The organism is Mycobacterium sp. 852014-52450_SCH5900713, assembly GCF_001667075.1.
Taxonomy (GTDB): Bacteria; Actinomycetota; Actinomycetes; order Mycobacteriales; family Mycobacteriaceae; genus Mycobacterium.
The window spans coordinates 235,407-252,370 of sequence record NZ_LZIL01000032.1 but is presented as its reverse complement, the minus strand read 5'-3'; the positions used below and the strand labels follow the sequence as shown (position 1 = coordinate 252,370).

General features: G+C 68.1%; 17 protein-coding genes. 11 read left to right on the top strand and 6 right to left on the bottom strand.

Annotated features, from left to right (window positions below):
* Positions 1-12: 12 nt before the first annotated feature.
* Complete coding sequence (locus A5773_RS08275) at positions 13-1,575, top strand: NAD(P)/FAD-dependent oxidoreductase (protein WP_067260842.1); 1,563 nt, start codon at positions 13-15, stop codon at positions 1,573-1,575.
* 10 nt (positions 1,576-1,585) lie between these two features.
* Here A5773_RS08275 and A5773_RS08270 read toward each other — a convergent pair whose 3' ends face one another.
* From A5773_RS08270 to A5773_RS08260, 3 genes are all read right to left on the bottom strand, one after another.
* The gene (locus A5773_RS08270; protein WP_067260840.1) at positions 1,586-2,194 is read right to left on the bottom strand and encodes a YbhB/YbcL family Raf kinase inhibitor-like protein; all 609 of its coding nucleotides are present in this window, start codon (positions 2,192-2,194) and stop codon (positions 1,586-1,588) included.
* Positions 2,195-2,257: 63 nt separating this feature from the next.
* A complete protein-coding gene (locus tag A5773_RS08265) occupies positions 2,258-2,701 on the bottom strand; it encodes an SRPBCC family protein (RefSeq protein ID WP_066954426.1) in 444 nt (147 codons plus the stop codon).
* A gap of 35 nt (positions 2,702-2,736) precedes the next feature.
* Entirely contained in the window at positions 2,737-3,741 is a 1,005-nt protein-coding gene (locus A5773_RS08260) for a zinc-binding dehydrogenase (RefSeq protein WP_067790459.1), read from the bottom strand.
* An 84-nt stretch (positions 3,742-3,825) separates the two neighbouring features.
* Between A5773_RS08260 and A5773_RS08255 the strand changes: the two genes are divergently transcribed.
* The 5 genes from A5773_RS08255 to A5773_RS08235 all read left to right on the top strand — a co-directional run bounded on the left by A5773_RS08255 (position 3,826) and on the right by A5773_RS08235 (position 9,525).
* On the top strand, positions 3,826-4,542 hold the full coding sequence (locus tag A5773_RS08255) for an MBL fold metallo-hydrolase (protein WP_066954432.1): 717 nt from the start codon (positions 3,826-3,828) through the stop codon (positions 4,540-4,542).
* A 211-nt stretch (positions 4,543-4,753) separates the two neighbouring features.
* The gene (aceA, locus tag A5773_RS08250) at positions 4,754-7,042 is read left to right on the top strand and encodes an isocitrate lyase ICL2 (RefSeq protein WP_066954435.1); all 2,289 of its coding nucleotides are present in this window, start codon (positions 4,754-4,756) and stop codon (positions 7,040-7,042) included.
* 377 nt (positions 7,043-7,419) lie between these two features.
* Positions 7,420-7,770 carry a hypothetical protein gene (locus A5773_RS25955; RefSeq protein ID WP_067790456.1) on the top strand — a complete coding sequence of 117 codons (351 nt, stop codon included), beginning with the start codon at positions 7,420-7,422 and terminating at the stop codon, positions 7,768-7,770.
* Between the two features lie 184 nt (positions 7,771-7,954).
* Positions 7,955-9,118 carry an LLM class flavin-dependent oxidoreductase gene (locus tag A5773_RS08240; RefSeq protein ID WP_066954439.1) on the top strand — a complete coding sequence of 388 codons (1,164 nt, stop codon included), beginning with the start codon at positions 7,955-7,957 and terminating at the stop codon, positions 9,116-9,118.
* A gap of 71 nt (positions 9,119-9,189) precedes the next feature.
* Positions 9,190-9,525, top strand: a complete 336-nt coding sequence (locus tag A5773_RS08235) for a hypothetical protein (RefSeq protein ID WP_156659573.1) — start codon at positions 9,190-9,192, stop codon at positions 9,523-9,525.
* A gap of 52 nt (positions 9,526-9,577) precedes the next feature.
* Here A5773_RS08235 and A5773_RS08230 read toward each other — a convergent pair whose 3' ends face one another.
* Complete coding sequence (locus A5773_RS08230; RefSeq protein ID WP_066954445.1) at positions 9,578-10,045, bottom strand: SRPBCC family protein; 468 nt, start codon at positions 10,043-10,045, stop codon at positions 9,578-9,580.
* A 215-nt stretch (positions 10,046-10,260) separates the two neighbouring features.
* On the opposite strand from A5773_RS08230, the gene A5773_RS08225 reads away from it, so the two are divergent.
* From A5773_RS08225 to A5773_RS08210, 4 genes are all read left to right on the top strand, one after another.
* A complete protein-coding gene (locus A5773_RS08225; RefSeq protein ID WP_067790453.1) occupies positions 10,261-12,096 on the top strand; it encodes a fatty acyl-AMP ligase in 1,836 nt (611 codons plus the stop codon).
* A gap of 76 nt (positions 12,097-12,172) precedes the next feature.
* Positions 12,173-13,405 (top strand): serine hydrolase domain-containing protein, encoded by a 1,233-nt coding sequence (locus A5773_RS08220; protein ID WP_067790483.1) that lies wholly within the window; start codon positions 12,173-12,175, stop codon positions 13,403-13,405.
* Positions 13,406-13,523: 118 nt separating this feature from the next.
* A complete protein-coding gene (locus A5773_RS08215; RefSeq protein WP_066954451.1) occupies positions 13,524-14,180 on the top strand; it encodes a hypothetical protein in 657 nt (218 codons plus the stop codon).
* Complete coding sequence (locus A5773_RS08210) at positions 14,177-14,950, top strand: YqjF family protein (RefSeq protein ID WP_067790450.1); 774 nt, start codon at positions 14,177-14,179, stop codon at positions 14,948-14,950. The genes A5773_RS08215 and A5773_RS08210 overlap by 4 nt, the downstream gene beginning before the upstream one ends.
* A gap of 1 nt (position 14,951) precedes the next feature.
* On the opposite strand, the gene A5773_RS08205 is transcribed toward A5773_RS08210, so the two are convergent.
* Positions 14,952-15,722: an SDR family oxidoreductase gene (locus A5773_RS08205; RefSeq protein ID WP_067790447.1), complete on the bottom strand. Its 771-nt coding sequence runs from the start codon at positions 15,720-15,722 to the stop codon at positions 14,952-14,954.
* 58 nt (positions 15,723-15,780) lie between these two features.
* Between A5773_RS08205 and A5773_RS08200 the strand changes: the two genes are divergently transcribed.
* Positions 15,781-16,257, top strand: a complete 477-nt coding sequence (locus A5773_RS08200) for a nuclear transport factor 2 family protein (RefSeq protein ID WP_066954460.1) — start codon at positions 15,781-15,783, stop codon at positions 16,255-16,257.
* Here A5773_RS08200 and A5773_RS08195 read toward each other — a convergent pair whose 3' ends face one another.
* The gene (locus A5773_RS08195; RefSeq protein ID WP_231989099.1) at positions 16,258-16,947 is read right to left on the bottom strand and encodes a DJ-1/PfpI family protein; all 690 of its coding nucleotides are present in this window, start codon (positions 16,945-16,947) and stop codon (positions 16,258-16,260) included. It abuts the gene before it with no gap.
* Positions 16,948-16,964 lie beyond the last annotated feature (17 nt).

Sequence of the window (16,964 nt, the reverse complement as noted above, 5' to 3'; positions counted from 1 at the left end):
GGGAGGAACGCCATGTCTGACTACGACGCGATCGTCGTGGGAGCGGGCCACAACGGACTTACCGCGGCCGCCGTACTGCAGCGCGCAGGCCTGCGGACGCTGTGCCTGGAAGGCAATACCTATGCGGGGGGCATGGCGGCGACCGTCGAACTGATCGACGGCTTCCGGTACGAGATCGCCGGCTCCGTCCAGTTTCCGACCGCGAGCCAGATCACCAAGGATCTCGGGCTGGACACCCTGCCCACGGTGGAGCCGGACGTGATGTCGACCAACATCGGCGACCACGGCGAGGAGCCGATGATCTTCTACCGCGACCCGATGCGGCTGATGACGCACCTGGCCGAGAAGCACGGCATGGAGGCCGTCACCGGCATGGCCGAACTGATCGGGTGGAGCCAGGGACCCGCAAAGGCACTGGGCCGCTTCGACGTTCGCACACCGCCCAAGACCCTCGACGAGATGTACGCCTGCGCGGCAAACGACGCCGAACGACGGGCCATTCACGAGATGTTGTTCGGGTCGGCGATGGACGTCATCGACCGCTACCTGCCCGACAAAGACAAGCACACGGTCATGCGGGGGATGCTCGCGTTCCTGGCCGTCAACTCCACCTACCGCGGCCCCTACACGCCGGGCAGTGCCACCTGCCTGGCATTCGCTCTGGCGGTGCCGGACGACAGCACGGCGATGATGACCAAACTCAAGGGCGGCATCGGCGCGCTCACCGAACACCTGCGGGAGCTCTTCGTCTCCCACGGCGGTGAGATCCGCTTCCGCAGCAAGGTGGAGCAAATCCTCGTCGACCACGGCACCGTGACCGGCGTGCGGTTACGCGACGGCTCGACGATCACCGCCCCGATCGTGGTCTCCAACCTCGCGCCGGACGTCACCCTCACCGAGCTGATCGCCCCCGAACATGTGCCGGGGGAGCTCATTTCACGTCTTGTCGGACGAGACCACCGTGCCTCCTTCGTGCAGATCCACTTCGCCCTCGACGGGCTGCCCGAATTCGCGCCGCCCTACGAGTTTTTGAACGAGGAAGGCATGCAGCAGTCGGTCGGGATCTTCGGCGATCCCGAAGAACAACAGCTGCATTGGGAGAACTGCCGTCGGGGCATCGTCCCGGACAACCCGTCGATGGGGATGCAAATACCGTCCGTGCATGATCCGGGGATGGCGCCGCCCGGTAAACACGCCGCGAGCGCCTACGCTTACGCCTTCCCGGTCGAAGTCGACCGCCACGATCATGGGCAACTCAAAAATGTTATGGCACAGCGTGTTATCGACAAGATCACCCGGTTGGCCCCGAATTTCAAGGACATCGTGATCCGTCACATCACGTTTGCGCCCTACCACATGAACACGATGTTCGGTGCGCCCGCGGGCGACTTCTGCCATGGGCTGCTGCATCCGGACTTGATGGGCCCGAACCGCCCCGGCCCCAAGGGATTCCTCGACTTTCCGATTCCCATCGCGGGGCTCTACCTCGGCGGTGCGGGATGCCACGGTGGGCCCGGCATCACGTTCACGCCCGGCTATAACGCCGGCTATCAGGCGCTCGAAGACATGGCCTGAAAGCGCATCCTCAGCCTCCGAAGGTTCCGGTCAGTCGCGCCTGCGCGTTCGCGGCGCCGCCAATCGCCTGCGCCGCCTGCACGCCGGCGAGCCCGTCGGGCAGCCGGTAGTCGTTGGGAAGCTGGTAGAGGGTGAACCGGTAATGATGCGTGCCGGTACCGGCCGGCGGGCAGGGTCCCTTGTATGCGAGCTCGCCGGCGGTGTTCGGCAAGGTGGTCGCGCCGGCCGGCGTCTGACCGTCGGCGGTGCTGCCGGAACCGGGGCCGATGCCGACCACCACCCAGTGCACGTAGAGACCGTTGACGGCGTCAGGGTCGTCGACCACGAGTGCGGCACCCAACGGCGCCGACCACGTCAGCGGCGGGGCCGTGTCCGCCCCCTTGCACGTGTACTGCACGGGGATCGGCGCACCGTCGCGGAACGCCGGACTGCTGATGGTTAACGGCCCGTCGGCGGGGGCGGCCGGGACGGTCCGCCCAAGGGTGGTGACCTTCGGCGTCGACGGTGCCGTCATGCGGGTGTCACCGTGGCCGCCGCAGCCGGCCGCCGCGCCGAGGATCGCCAACGCACCGGCGAGCGATGCGACCCGTCGAAAGTTGCTCACGGGTTTCGGTTTCATATGGACAGTGTCGCTCGCGCGGCGCCCATCCGAAAGCGCCCGATTCAGACGGCCTGGGTGCCGTTACTTGCCGCCCTTGCGCTCCAGGACCCGTTTACGCAATCCCTTGGTGGCCGTGTCCATGAGGCTCTTGGAGCCTCGCTTGATCAAGAACCCGGGCACCGGCATCAACAGGTCCACGGTGAGATCGAAGTTCACCCGCGTGGAGTCTCCGTCGGGCGTCAGCGTGTAGCGACCGTCTTGCGCGCGTTGCTGTTTGGCGCTGACCAGAGTCCAGCTGACACCGTCGTCGTGAACGGTGTACGCCAACTCCTGCTCGTCGCTGACACCGACGAGTTTGACCACTTGCTTCGATCTGGTGGGGTGGCCCTGATCGTCCCGCTCGAGAACCTCCACCTTCTGGTGAACCGAGGACCACTCGGGCAGCGATTCGATGTCGAACAGCACATCCAGTATCTGATCCGGTGTCGCTTCGATGACGACCTCGCGGGATTCGGTGACAGCCATGGGAGATAGATAACCACTGCAGCGCCGCTAAAAACTCACGGCACCAGGACTACCTTGCCGACGTTCTCCCGGGCCGCCAGGATGCGGTGTGCCTCCGGCGCGTCGGCGAACGGCACGGCCGCGTGGATGACGGGAGCGATCGTTCCGTCGGCGAGCGCCTGGGCCAGCGGAGTGATCCACGGCTCGAGCGTGCCGCGGTCGTCCCACAGCCGCAACATGTTGAGGCCGATCACCACCTTGGACTCCGAGAGTTGATCGATCAGGTTGAACCCGCGCAGCATCGCCAACGCGTGCGGGGCGGCCGCCCGCAGCGAGCGCTTCTCGCCATGCTGCAGGTTCGACACCCCGTACCCGACCAGCCGTCCGCCCGGCCGCAGCAATGCGTAGGACCGCCGCAGCGACGTGCCACCGAGCGCGTCGAGCACCACGTCGTAGGGATCCATGCCACGCCACCAGCCGTCACGGCGGTAGTCGATCGCCCGGTCCACCCCCAGTTCGGCCAGCTTCTCGTGTTTCGCCGGCGACGCGGTGCCATGCACCTCGGCCCCGGCGGCCTTCGCGAACTGGATGGCCGCGATACCGACCCCGCCGGCCGCGGCGTGCACCAGCACCCTTTCCCCGGCGCGCAGCGACCCGTACCCGTGCAGCGCGGCCCACGCGGTCGCGTAATTGACCGGGACGGCGGCGCCCTCCTCGAAGCTCATTGCGGCCGGCAGCGGCACCGAGTCGCTCGCGGCCACGTTGACGATCTCGGCATAGCCGCCAAAGCGGGTACCCGCCAGCACCCGGTCGCCGACGCGGCCGGGATCGACACCGTCGCCGACGGCCTCGACGGTCCCGGCGACTTCGTAGCCGACGACCGCCGGGAGCTTCGGCGCATCCGGATACATGCCGACGCGGGCGAGGTGATCGGCGAAGTTCACGCCCGCTGCGCGCACCGCCACCCGCAGCTGCCCCGGACCCGGCGGCGGGGGGTCGGGCCGCTGCTGGACGCGCAGCACCGACGGACCGCCACGCTTGGTGATGACGACTGCGCGCATCGCGAATACCTTCTCTCCGGCCGTTGCCAACGTGTCAACTATGTCCGACCTGTTCGGCCCAGCCCCGGGCGCTACCTTGCTCGTGTGCACCTCGCGTGGGAACGGTTGACGGCCACCGTGCATCGCTGCCGGCTGCCGTTCTGCGATGTCACCGTCGGACTGGTGTGGGGCCGCACCGGGGCACTGCTGGTCGACGCCGGCACGACGCTGTCCGAGGCGGCCGCAATCGACGCCGGAGTGCGACGGCTCGCCGGCCGCCCTGTCAGCGATATCGTCTTGACGCACAAGCATTTTGACCACGTTTTGGGTTCTTCGGCGTTTGCGGACGCGAATGTCTACTGCGCACCCGAGGTGGTCGAATACCTGTCGTCCGGAACCGACCGGATGCGTGACGACGCGTTGCACCACGGCGCCGACGCCGCAGAGATAGACCGAGCGATCGCGGCGTTGCGACCCCCGCGGCGGGGGGTCTTTCACGCCACCATCGACCTCGGCGACCGCACCGTGACGATCGCCCACCTGGGCCGTGGCCACACCACCTCCGATCTGGTGGTGGTCGCTCCCGGGGGAGCCGACGATCCGGTCGTCGTGTTCACCGGCGACCTTGTCGAAGAGTCCGCCGAACCCGCGATCGACGCCGACTCGGATCTGGCGGCCTGGCCGGCCACACTCGATCGGCTGCTCGAGGTCGGCGGCACGGACGCGGTCTACGTGCCAGGCCACGGAAGGGTCGTCGACGCAGAGTTCGTCCGTCGCCAGCGGGAGTGGTTGACCCGGCGCGCGGCCGGCGGCCCCAACTGATCCGACCTTGCGTGCGAAGAGTGTTGCGCCGCAAGCGGTGCACACCGAGGCCGTGCGCCCGGCGCCCCGCGGCCGTGCCGTGCCGGCGCCGGCTGGTGGATACAGGCGTCCGGCAACAGTTTTGGCATGGGTCTTTCGACCCCTGATTGAAAGGTCATCTCCGGGGATAGACTCCGTCCAGGGGAATCATGCCGAAGAGGAGCGTAGGGCCATGGCCATCATTGACTCGGACACCGAAGTCCGGACATCGTTCGAAGACGACATCGCCGCCACGCAGCGGTACATGGACGACCCGCGCTTCGCCGGCATCACGCGCCTCTACACGGCCCGCCAGGTAGTCGAGCAGCGCGGCACCATCCCGTCCGACTACCCGGTGGCACGCAACGCGGCCGCCGCCTTCTACGACCGGCTGCGCGAGCTGTACGCCGCGAAGAAGAGCATCACGACCTTCGGCCCCTACTCGCCCGGCCAGGCGGTGGCCATGAAGCGGATGGGCATCGAGGGCATCTACCTCGGCGGCTGGGCCACCTCGGCCAAGGGCTCCACCACCGAGGACCCGGGTCCCGACCTCGCCAGCTATCCCCTCAGCCAGGTGCCCGACGACGCGGCGGTGCTGGTGCGCGCCCTGCTCACCGCTGACCGCAACCAGCAGTACCAGCGCCTCAACATGACCGAACGGCAGCGCGCCACCACACCCGCGTACGACTACCGCCCGTTCATCATCGCCGATGCGGACACCGGCCACGGCGGTGACCCGCACGTGCGCAACCTGGTCCGCCGCTTCGTCGAGGTCGGCGTGGCCGGCTACCACATCGAGGACCAGCGCCCGGGCACCAAGAAATGCGGCCACCAGGGCGGCAAGGTGCTGGTGCCGTCGGACGAACAGATCAAGCGGCTCAATGCGGCCCGGTTCCAGCTCGACGTCATGAAGGTGCCCGGCATCATCGTCGCCCGCACCGACGCCGAGGCGGCCAACCTCATCGACAGCCGCGCCGACGAACGTGACCAGCCGTTCCTGCTCGGCGCCACCAACCTCGACATCCCGTCGTACAAGGCGTGTTTCCTGGCGATGGTCCGGCGCTTCCACGAGCTGGGGATCAAGGAGCTCAACGGCCACCTGCTCTACGCTCTGCCCGATTCGCAGTACACCGCCGCCACCGCCTGGCTGGAGCGCCAGGGCATCCAGGGCTTGATCTCCGACGCCGTGAACGCCCGGCGCGAGGACGGGCAAGGTTCTATCGACGACCTCTTCGACCAGGTCGAGTCGCGATTCGTGGCGGCGTGGGAGGACGATGCCGGGCTGATGACCTACAGCGAGGCCGTCGCGGAGGTGCTCTCGTTCGACGAGACCGAAGACGAGTCACCGAGCATGACCCCCGACGAGTGGCGCCAGTTCGCGGCCCGCGCATCGCTTTACGCCGCGCGGGAGAAGGCGAAGGAACTGGGCGTCGATCCGCCGTGGGACCCGGAGTTGTCGAAGACGCCGGAGGGCTACTACCAGATCCGCGGCGGCATTCCGTACGCCATCGCCAAGTCGCTCGCGGCCGCACCGTTCGCCGACATCCTCTGGATGGAGACGAAGACCGCCGATCTCGCCGACGCCCGTCAGTTCGCCGACGCGATCCACGCCGAATTCCCGGAGCAGATGCTGGCCTACAACCTCTCTCCGTCCTTCAACTGGGACACCACCGGGATGACCGACGAGGAGATGAAGCGCTTCCCCGAGGAGCTCGGCAAGATGGGCTTCGTCTTCAACTTCATCACCTACGGCGGCCACCAGATCGACGGCGTCGCCGCCGAGGAGTTCGCCACGTCGCTGCAGCAGGACGGCATGCTGGCGCTGGCTCGGCTGCAGCGCAAGATGCGCCTGGTCGAGTCGCCCTACCGCACCCCGCAGACCCTGGTCGGCGGGCCACGCAGCGACGCGGCGCTGCAGGCGTCGTCCGGGCGCACGGCGACCACCAAGGCGATGGGCAAAGGTTCGACCCAGCATCAGCACCTCGCGCAGACCGAGGTGCCCAAGAAGCTGCTGGAGGAGTGGCTGGCGTTGTGGAGCGAGAACTACCAGCTCGGCGAAAAGCTGCGGGTGACCCTGCGGCCCCGCCGCGCCGGTTCGGACGTTCTCGAGCTCGGCATCTACGGCAACGGAAACGAGCAGCTGGCCAATGTCGTCGTCGATCCCATCAAGGACCGGCACGGCCGCAGCATCCTGCAGGTCCGTGACCAGAACACCTTCGCCGAGAAGCTGCGCCAGAAGCGCCTGATGACGCTGATTCACCTCTGGCTGGTGCACCGGTTCAAGGCCGACGCGGTTTACTACGTGACGCCGACCGAGGACAACCTCTATCAGACCGAGAAGATGAAGTCCCACGGGATCTTCAGCGAGGTCTACCAGGAGGTCGGCGAGATCATTGTCGCCGAGGTGAACAAGCCGCGCATCGCCGAGCTGCTGACCCCCGACCGGGTGGCGCTGCGCAAGCTGATCACCAAGGAAGCCTAGGGAGCGGACGCAGGTCTGAACGCTGCTGCTGATGCGGGCTCACGGCGCGGACGCGGTATCCAATTTACGAATAAGAAAATTTCTTATTACCTATGTAGCAAATTCCCGCATAGCAACAGTTGTCCGGGGATACGATTTGGCTCGCCGATGGCCCATTAGCCCGAGATGGGCCATCGGCTCCCAACGCACTCGCTTCCCTTGCGTTTAATGCTTGGCGCCAGCCGCGCCCGCCGCTTGTACCGATGGCCCATCCCGGCGGATGGGCCATCGCCGTTTCCGGGCAGAAGTCCCGCATCGAATCCCGTTTGCAGGGGCACGAGCCGGGGTAAGGAGAAGTGGACCAGTTGCCGTGGCGCAAGTGGGGATTGGGGACTTCGATGAGATCTGCAGGCAGGACGTCGGTCGCGCTCTTCGGCGGTGCGGCCATGCTCGTGTTCGCGGTCGGCTGCGGCGGCGGCAACAAAGGGCCGAGCAGCAGCAGCACCACCCCGACGACCACGCCGTCGTCCAGCGTGGCTCCGTCCACACCTGGCGGCGGCGGCAGCAGCGCTCCGGGCGGCCCCACCGGCGGTGGCGGCCCCGGTGGCGGTGGCGGCGGCGTTCCCGGCGGCCCCACGGGTGGCGGCGGCCCGGGCGGCGGAGGCGGCAGCATCCCCGGCGTCGGGGGTGGCGGCGGCGGCCCGGGCGGCGGCGGCGGATGCGTCGGCAACGTCTGCGGCGGCTACTGACCTCACGCGCTGAGCTCGCCGTAGCGCACCGCGACAAAGACTTGCTCCCTTAGTCGGCGGGGCCGGGATCACCTGGCCCCGCCGGCTGAAAACCCGCTCCTTGCCGAGCGTTCTTCCGTGACGGCCTAGGCCGAACACCGCATGCGAGTTATGGTTCAGGCCAATCGGATGCAAGGGAGCCTCAATGACGAAGCTCAGGTTTGGATACTTCATCGCCCCGTTCCATCGGGCGGGCACAAATCCCACGCTCGCATTGCAGCGCGACTTGCAGTTCATCGAGCACCTCGACGCACTCGGCTTCGACGAAGTGTGGATGGGCGAACACCACTCGGCCGGCAGCGAGATCATCAGCTCGCCCGAGGTATTCATCGCCGCCGCGGCCGAGCGCGCCAAGCGCATTCGCTTTGGCACCGGGGTCATTTCGCTCTCGTACCACAACCCGCTGTGGGTCGCCGACCGGCTGATGCTGCTGGATCACCTCACCCATGGCCGCATCATCGGCGGTGTGGGGCCGGGCTCCCTGCCCAGCGACTCGTCCATGATCGGGCTCACGCCCACCGACACCCGCGAACTGCTCGAAACGAATCTCGACATCGTGGTGCGGCTGCTGGCGGGGGAGACCGTGAGCGCCAAGACGGCCACGCACCAACTGTTCGACGCCAAGCTGCAGCTTGCCCCGTACTCGGACGGCGGGATCCCGCTGTCGGTCGCCGCGGTCGCCTCGCCGACCGGTGCACGGCTGGCCGGAAAACACGGCATCGGCCTGCTCTCCATCGGGGCGACGTTGACCGTCGAGGGCTTCAACGCGCTCTCGTATCACTGGGGCATCGTTGAGGAGCGCGCGGCGACCTTCGGCACGCAGGTCGACCGCAGGAACTGGAGCCTGGTCGGACTGTTCCACCTTGCCGAAACGGAAAAGCAGGCCCGGGAAGAGGTCAAGTTCGGCATCGAGCCGTGGTTCCGGTACTTCCAGAAGGTGGCCGCCTTCCCGCAGATGACGATGCCCGGCGAACAGCTGGACGAGATGATCGACGTCATCAACGAAAACGGGGCGGGCGTGATCGGCACGCCCGAGCGGGCGCGCGGGCAGGTTCAGCGGCTGTGGGATCAATCCGGCGGGTTCGGCTGCATGCTGCAGATGGGCCACGAGTGGGCCAACCCGGCCGCCACCAAACGGTCCGCCGAATTGTTCGCCGCCGAAGTCATGCCGCATTTCCAGGGCCAGGCACAACCGACGCTGGACGCCGCCGCGCGCGCCGGGCAGGCCCGGGACAGCTTGGCGCAGTCGCAGTTGGACGCGGTCGCGCACATGACGAAGAAGTATCAGGACGAGGTCGACGCGAAGTAGCGGGCGGACTTCATATTCGCCGAACAGCCGCCGCCCAGGCGGTAGCTAGGGTCTCGGCGCATAACTGAAAGATGACTACCCGCGCCCCTGACCACCGCCGGCGACGAATGGTGCGGCTCCTTCTCGCGGGAGCCGCGGCCGTCGCCCTGCTCTCCCTCCTCGGCACGGCGCAGGGACCGGTGCGCCTGACCGACGTGGCCGTATCGCCCCAGACACCGCCCAACTTCTCCGGCGGCTTTGCCGCCGATGACGGCGACGACGAAGCCCAACTGCAGCAGCAGCTCGCCCAGCAGCAACTGCAACAGTCCATGCAGCAGGCGGAACAACAGAACGAACAGGCCCAGCAGCAGTTCGAGCAGAGCATGCAGCAGGCTCAGCTGGACGAGCAACAGGCCAACAACCCGTAGACCCTGCCTGAAAGCGCGGCGGCCGCCTCCCGCGGCCGTCATGCGCCCGGTGCTACCGCCCGGCGTTCGATTCCCGCTCGGCGGCCTTCACCAGCCGGCCGGCGAAGAACCGAACCGCTCCGCCCATGGCGGCCCGCATCACCGGGCCCGTCCCGCGCACTCCCTCGGTGAACGAGCCGGTCCAGCGGATGTCGGTTCCGCCCGCCGGGTTCGGCGTGAAGACCACCTCGCCCGAGTAATCCTTGGCCGGAGTCGGGGGGCCGACGAGCTTGTAGGCGTGCCGGCGGTCCTGCTCGTACTCGACGGTCTCCTCCTGCACCAGCACCGGCCACATCCCCACCTTGCGGACGGCCCCGATTCCGCCGGGCGCGGGATCGCCCTGCCGGGCCCAGCTCGAGTGAACGACGATGGGCTTGGCCCACTTCGACCAGTTGGCGCCGTCGGTCACGAGCCGGAACAGCGTCGCGGCGGGCGCGGTGCTGGTGCGGTTGATCTCGAATGAAAACGTCCTGCCTGACATGGCCAACTCCCGGTGCGATCATCGACGACCCTGCACGCCGCTCGCGCGTAGGCTACCGCCCACGCCGTGGTCACCGTGACGAGGGCGCACAACGGTCGCCGACGGGCCGGCGCCGACTGGCGAATTCGATTCCCTCCGAAAGCCCTTCGCGCGGGGCGTCCCGACAACTCTTCGCGGCGCGGCTGCTGCGGCATCCCCTTGCCTACAGTAGGGCCATGGAGTTCGTTTCGCGGCAGCACACCAGGCCCGTCCCCGGCCTGCTCGAGATCGAGGACTGCCTGGATGCCGCGGGCAACATCCTGGTGCCGCCCGACGTCACGCTGATCTCGCTCGTCGATCGCAACATCGCCAATGTCGGTGACGCCGTGGCGTACCGCTTCCTGGACTACAACCGTTCGGCCGACGGCCATGTCGAAGAGGTGACGTGGAACCAGTTCGGTGTCCGGCTGGAAGCCATCGGCGCGCGCGTCCAACAGGCCGCCGGCCATGGCGATCGAGTCGCGGTCCTGGCGCCGCAGAGCCTCGACTACGTGATGGGGTTCTATGCCGCGATCAAGGCCGGAACCATTGCGGTGCCGCTGTTCGCGCCCGAGTTGCCCGGCCACGCCGAACGCCTGGACACTGCGCTGCGCGATTCGCAGCCGACGGCCGTGTTGACCACATCGGCGGCCAGGAACGCGGTCGAGGATTTTCTGAGCACCCTCCCGCAACGGCACCGGCCACGGGTCATCGTGATCGACGAGATCCCCGACTCGGCGCGGGATTCATTCGCCCCCAATGAGTTACGCCATGACGACATCTCTCACCTGCAGTACACGTCGGGTTCGACGCGGCCCCCGGTCGGCGTCGAGATCACGCACCGGGCGGTCGGCACCAACCTCGTGCAGATGATCCTTTCCATTGACCTGCTTGACCGCAACACGCACGGCGTGAGCTGGTTGCCGCTCTACCACGACATGGGGCTATCGATGATCGGCTTCCCGGCGGTATACGGCGGGCACTCCACGCTGATGTCGCCCGCCGCGTTCGTCCGCAGGCCGCTGCGCTGGATCAAGGCATTGTCGGCCCAGACGGGCCGGGCAGTCACCGCGGCGCCGAACTTCGCCTACGAATGGACCGCCCAGCGGGGACTGCCCGCGCCGGGCGACGATGTCGACCTGAGCAACGTGGTGCTGATCATCGGGTCCGAACCCGTCCGCATCGAGGCGATCACGGCGTTCAACAAGGCGTTCTCCCCGTACGGATTGCCGCCGACCGCGTTCAAGCCGTCATACGGCATCGCGGAGGCCACCCTGTTCGTTGCGACCATCGCGCCCGCCGCGGAGGCGACCGCCGCCTACTTCCACCGCGAGGAGCTGGGCGCCGGCCGCGCGGTGCGGGTTGCGGCGGGCGACCCCGAGGCCGTGGCGCAGGTCTCCTGCGGCCAGGTGGGCCGCAGCGAATGGGCCGTCATCGTCGACCCGACCACCGGGACGGAACTGCCCGACGGTCAGGTCGGCGAGATCTGGGTGCAGGGCAAAAACGTCGGCGGGGGCTACTGGGGACTGCCCGGCGAAACCGGGCGAGCGTTCGGCGCCCGGTTGCGATCGCGATTCGCCGACGGCAGCCACGCCGAGGGCTCGGTGCTCGATGGCCCGTGGCTGCGGACCGGGGACTTGGGTACCTATCTCGACGGCGAGCTGTACGTCACCGGCCGGATCGTCGACATGGTCACCATCGGCGGCCGCAACCACTACCCACAGGACATCGAGGCGACCGTCGCCGAAGCGTCCCCCCTGGTGCGGCGCGGATACGTGACCGCCTTCGACGTGCCCGGCGAGGATACCGAACAGCGACTGGTGATCATCGCCGAGCGGGCGACGGGCACCAGCCGCGCCGACCCGCGGCCGGCCATCGAGGCCATCGGCGCCGCGGTCCTGCGACGCCACGGGCTGCCGGTCGCCGAGGTGTGTTTCCTGCCGGCCGGCGCCATTCCGCGCACCACCAGCGGCAAGCTGGCGCGGCGGGCCTGCCGCGCCCAGTACCTGAACGGCAGCCTGGGTGGCCACTGACCCGGCCGGGCTGAGACGGCCCGAAAAGCGCTGCTCGCGTCCGGCGCTGGCTTAGTCTCCTTTCGGAGGCGTGACGATGGTGCTCAAGGTTGCGGTGTCGGCGGACCTGATCGGCGGCGACGTGGACGCCGGCTACGGAAAGGTCGCCGACGCCTTCCGCGCCAGTTTCCGCGACGGCGCGGAAGTCGGCGCGGCCGTCGCCGTCTACCGCGACGGGGTCAAGGTCGTCGACCTGTGGGGCGGCTACCGGAACGGGTTGGCGAGACAACCCTGGCGGGCCGACACCATGGTCAACATGTTCTCCACGACCAAAGGGGTCGCCGCCCTGGTCGTGGCCGTCGCGGTGTCCCGCGGACTCATCTCCTATGACGCCAGGGTGGCCGATTACTGGCCGGAATTCGCGCGGGCGGGCAAGGGCGACGTGACGGTCCGCCAACTCCTGGGGCATCAGGCCGGGCTGTACGCGCTCAAACCGAAGCCGGCGCTGGTTGACGTCGCCGACCCGGCCAGGCTCTCGCCCATCCTGGCGGCCCAGGCGCCGGCGTGGCGACCGGGTTCGCGGCACGGTTACCACGCGATCACGCTGGGCTGGTACGAATCCGAGCTGATCCGCCGGACGGACCCGGCCGGCCGCACGCTGGGCCGCTTCATGGCCGACGAGATCGTCCGGCCGCTCGGGCTCGACCTGCACATCGGCCTGCCGGATTCGGTCAACCGTGAGCGGGTCGCGCACATCCACAACTGGGTTCGCCCCGAAACGCTGCTGCATTTGAACGTCATGCCCCGGGGATTCGTGGCTGCCTCGCTCAACCCGGTCGGCCTGACCGCCCGCGCGATCGCGGTCCCGCGGGGCGTCAACCCGTTCAACGGCGACTACAACCGCGAGGACGTTCGGACGGTCGAGATCCCGTCGGCCAACGGCATCGGCACCGCCCGGTCGGTGGCGCGCATATATGGCAGCGCGGCAACCGGGGGAGCCGAGCTCGGCCTCGGCGGCGACACCGTCGAAGCTCTGGCGGCACCGGCGCTCTCGCCGAGCCGGGGCGTTCGCGACAAGGTGATGAATGTCGACGTGGAGTATTCCCTCGGCTTCTGTAAACCCGTGCCGCACTTTGCCTTCGGCTCTTCGGGCCGGGCCTTCGGGACTCCCGGCTTCGGCGGCTCTTTCGGCTGCGCCGACCCGGACACCGGCGTCGGCTTCGCCTACGTGATGAACCGGCTGGGTTTTCACCTGTGGAGTGACCCGCGCGAACTCGCCTTGCGGCAGGCGTTGTTTCGCGACGTCCTCGGGGTGCGACCGCAGACGTGACATCGCCGCTCCCTGGGTCGCCGACTGTGGGCCCTGTGTACGGGCCCGGCACTGGATTCGTCCTCGGTCCCCGCGTTCGACGTCCGTCTTGGCCGGCCGCGGGTGGCATCCTGGCCGTGTGGGTTTACTCATCCGGTTGGCGGAGCTGTTGATCGTCATCCTGCCCCTGGCTGGGGCCACCATCGCCGCGGTGCGCGCATTCAGCGCCAACCGCCGGCCGGCCGAACCACCGCCGCAGATCGATCGGACGGAATCACCGGACACCGCCGACAACCACATCGCCCAGTGGCGGTCGCTGCGCCGCGTCCTCGAGGAGCACAGCCGCACCGACGCGCGCTGGCTCGAATACGAACTCGACGTCGCCAAGTTGCTCGACTTTCCGCTCATGACGGACATGCGCGACCCGCTCACGGTCGCCTTCCACAAAGCCAAGCTCCGAGCGGACTTCCTGCGCCCCGCCAAAGCCGAAGACCTCCTCGACGACCGCGAAACGGCCGCGCAGTACCGGACCGCCGTCGAGGACTACCTGACCGCCTTCCACGCCGCCGAGACGGAAGCGATACGCAGGCGGCGCAGCGACTTCTCTCGAGCGGACCAGCAGCGGATCGCGCGCGCTCAGAACCTGCTACGGGTCGCGGCGGATTCCGCCGCGACAGGGCAGGAACGCCGGCAGGCCTATGAGTTGGCGCGCCAGGAACTCGAGGGGCTCGTCGTCTTGCCGGCCACCACGCAAGCCGGCATCGAACGAAAGGTCTTCGGGGAGTTGGAGGGATGACCGCGACTCCCGAGTCGCCGACGCCCGAACCGGGCGGCGGCCGGGGGCTCGAGGGATACCCGCTCACCCCGCCGCCGCTTCGCGGTCCCGTCACCTTCGATCAGTGCTGGCGTGAACTGACCTTCATCCACTGGCCGGTGCGGCCCGACACCGTCGAGACGATGTACCCGCCCGGCACCCGGCCCGACGTCTTCGCCGACGGGATGACCTACGTCGGGTTGGTCTCGTTCGTCATGGGCAGCACCAAAGTCGGCTCCGTGCTGCGACTTCCGTACTTCGGCAGCTTCCCGGAGACAAACGTCCGGCTGTATTCGGTCGACGACGCCGGCCGGCACGGTGTGCTGTTCCGGTCGCTGGCAACGGCGCGGCTCGCGGTCGTGCCCGTCACCCGCGTCGGCCTCGGCGTTCCCTACACCTGGGCGAAAATGCGGACGAACCGGCACGGCGACCGCGTCACGTACGACAGCGTGCGGCGGTGGCCCCGCCGCGGTCTGCGCAGCCGGATCGAGGTCGCCATCGGCGCGCCGGTGAAACCGACACCGCTGGAAATCTGGCTGACGGCCCGATGGGGTGCGCACACCCGCACGGCCGGCCGCACCTGGTGGGTACCGAACGAACACGAGACCTGGCCGCTGTACGCGGCCGACATCGTCGAGCTCCACGACGACCTGGTGGCGGCCAGCATGGTTCGGCGCGCCGGCGAGCCGTTGCGCGCGCTCTTCTCGCCCGGTGTGCGAGCCCGTTTCGGCCGCCGCATCGTCGTCGCATGAGCTACGGGCAGGTGTATCCGCCGTCGATCACGACGTCCGAACCGGTCATATAGCTGGAAGCGTCGCTCGCCAGGTAGAGGTACAGGCCGGTCAGTTCTTCGGGCCGGCCGATCCGCCCGAGCGGAATCTTCGGCTCCCACAACCGGTGATACTCCGTCATCGGCTCTACGAGTTCGGTCAGGATGTAACCCGGGCTGACGCTGTTGACCCGAATATTGTGCGGGGCCAACTCCACGGCCATGGCCTTGGTCAGGTGAATCACCGCCGCCTTGGACGTGCAGTAGTGGCCCACTTGCTGCGGCACGTTGATGATGTGGCCCGACATGGAGGCCGTCGTGATGATGGCGCCGCCCCGGCCCTGCCGGACCATGACCCTGGCCGCCGCTTGCGCCGTGAGGAAAACGCCTGTCACATTGGTGGTTTGGATGCGTTCGAACTCTTCGAGCGACATGTCCAGCATCCCGTTGACCGTGATGATGCCGGCGTTGCACACCGCGATGTCGACGCCGCCCAACTCCGCGGTCACCCGCTCCAGCATCTCGGTGACTTGATCGGGTCGGGTCACGTCGCAGGCGACGGGCACGACCTTGCCGTCGCCGTCCGCCGCGATCTCCCGGGCCACCTGTTCCAGACCCTCGGCTCGCCGCGCCGCGATGGCCACGTCGGCACCCGCTTGCAGATATGCCTGCGCCACTTTCTTGCCGATGCCGCTGGATGCCCCAGTCACCAGCGCCCGCTTGCCGCGCAGATCAAACAACTTCAAGACGTTCATGCCATATCCCTATCCAGACGAGCTTCCTCTAACCGAAACACGTTCTAGTGTGTCCGCCATGGGCAAATTCACCAGGGCAGAAATCGAGCAAGCCGTCGAGAACTACACGCGGGTAGTGGAGGGGTGCAGCGCGTCGGGCGACTGGCGACCTTTCGCCGATCTCTTCACCGAGGATGTCGTCTACACCGAACATCACTACGGGGTGTTCCATGGCCGCGAGGCAGTGCGGGACTGGATCGTCGCCGTCATGGCACCGTTCCCGCACATGCGATTTCCGTCCGACTGGACCGCCTACGACGAGGACAACGACGCGGTCGTCGTGATGATCAAGAATCTGCTCGACCATCCGACGGACCCCAAGGGTGAACCCTTCTGGTTTCCGAACTGGACCCGGCTGGTCTATGCCGGGGACGGACTGTTCTCCAGCGAGGAGGACATCTACAACCCCAACCGGGACGCGCCCGGTGTGGTGGCCGCCTGGCTACAGGCCGGCGGCCGGCTCGAGTCCGACGAAATCCTGCAGCCGGGCGCCTGACTAACTGGTCACCGGCTGTCGCCCCCGCCGCCGCGACCGCACGGCCGCCAACGCCTCCTCCCACGCCAGCATCGTGGCCGCCTTCACGTTGGCCGGCTTCACACTCTCCCTGGACAGCAGCGCGGTCGCAGCCGCCTTCGTGGCGGCCGACGCCTTGGACATGTGGCCGGAATCGAACGGCGGCTGCGGATCGTATTCGAGCGCGAGTTGGATTGCCTTGGCGCGGCTTTCGCCGCCGATCTGCGCGGCCAGCCAGAACGCGAGATCGAGTCCCGCGGAGACGCCCGCGCTCGTGACGATGTCGCCTTCATGCACGACGCGTTCGTCGGCCACCGGGACAGCGCCAAAGGCCTTCAGCGCGGGAATGGTCAGCCAGTGCGACGTGGCCCGCCGCCCTTCGAGAAGTCCGGCCGCCGCCAGGATCACCGACCCGGAGCACACCGACGTCGTCCATCGGGCGGTCCGATGCGCCCGGCGCAGCCAGTCCAGCAGCGCCTCGTCGCGGGCATGCACCGGGGTCGACGGGCCGCCCGGCACCAGAACCACGTCGGGCGAGGGTGTTTCGGCCAGTGCGTGGGTGGCCCCGATGACCAGCACAGCGGAGTCCGCGGTGATCGGCCCGGGCTCGTGCCAGACGAACCGCACCTCGGCGTCCGGCAGATTGCGCAGCACCTCATAGGGGCCGATCATGTCGAGCGCGGTGAATC